Origin of the sequence: Actinoplanes auranticolor, from assembly GCF_018332655.1 — a bacterium.
Classification (GTDB): Bacteria; Actinomycetota; Actinomycetes; order Mycobacteriales; family Micromonosporaceae; genus Actinoplanes; species Actinoplanes auranticolor.
This window is the reverse complement of record NZ_BOQL01000139.1, coordinates 1-975: the sequence shown is the minus strand read 5'-3', so window position 1 is coordinate 975 and position 975 is coordinate 1. Positions and strand designations below refer to the sequence as shown.

The window sequence follows — 975 nt, the reverse complement described above, 5'->3', positions numbered from 1 at the left end:
GCCGGTAAGGACAAGCTGGTCGACGCGGCCGCGGTGGCCGCCCGGCTCGAGTTGAGCGCCCTGCACTTCTCCTACATCGCCGACCAGATCGGCCTCGCCGAGGTCTACCAGCAGCTCCAGCACCGGCTGTACACGCTGCTCAACGAAGGCGCCGCGAACTTCCTCGCGTTGTCCGCCGCCCTCAACGACGCGGCCGACGGCTACGAGCAGGACGAGATCAACGCTGTGCACCGTATGACGGGCATCTACTGACCGGGGGAACAGATATGGCCGTCGCACTGCCGCTGTCGGAGGGCGAGTTCAACGACGCGCTACGCCGCGTCGACGACAGCCTGCAGAAAGTCGTCGAGCTGACCAACACGATCGTCGACGCCTGTAACCGGGTCGGTCAGTGGCTCGGCCCGCTCTGGGACGACGTGGTCGAGCTGCTCACCAGGTTCGTCGATCTGGTCCAGAAGCTGCTGTCGGAGATCGGGAAGTTCTTCACCCGGCCCGGAGTGCCTTGGACGTTGTGGAATCACGGCACCGACTGGGTCAAAGAGGTCGGCAAACCCGTCAGCGACCTGATCTCGCAAGCCACCACCGGCCAGACCGACATCGACGAACGGTGGCAGGGCCCCGCCGCGACCGCCTACCTCGGCACCCTTCCCGACCAGGGCAAAGCCCTCGCCGCCATCGTGGCCGCCACCGCCGACATCGACGACGCCCTCACCAAGGTCGCCGGTGGCATCATCGCGTTCTGGCTCGGTGTGCTGGCCGCCATCGTGCCGTACATCATCGAACTGACCGGCTGGGGCGCCGCCGCCTCCACCGGTGTCGGCGCCCCGCCCGCGGCAGCCGGGGCCGGCGCCTCGACGCTCAAGGTGCTCGGCATCATCACCGCCGTCGTCACCGCGGCCATCACCTACCTGACCGCGATCTCCAGCCAGTACAAAGACCTGCTGCAGCGCGTCGAGAACAACGACGGCTTCCCCG

1 protein-coding gene and 1 pseudogene are annotated in these 975 nt (G+C 67.5%); both read left to right on the top strand.

Annotation, left to right across the window (positions count from 1 at the left end):
- The coding region (locus Aau02nite_RS46060; RefSeq protein WP_212995035.1) for a hypothetical protein at positions 1 to 252 on the top strand (252 nt) is incomplete at its 5' end.
- A gap of 14 nt (positions 253 to 266) precedes the next feature.
- Positions 267 to 975, top strand: a pseudogene (locus tag Aau02nite_RS46055) (hypothetical protein); the annotation flags it as partial.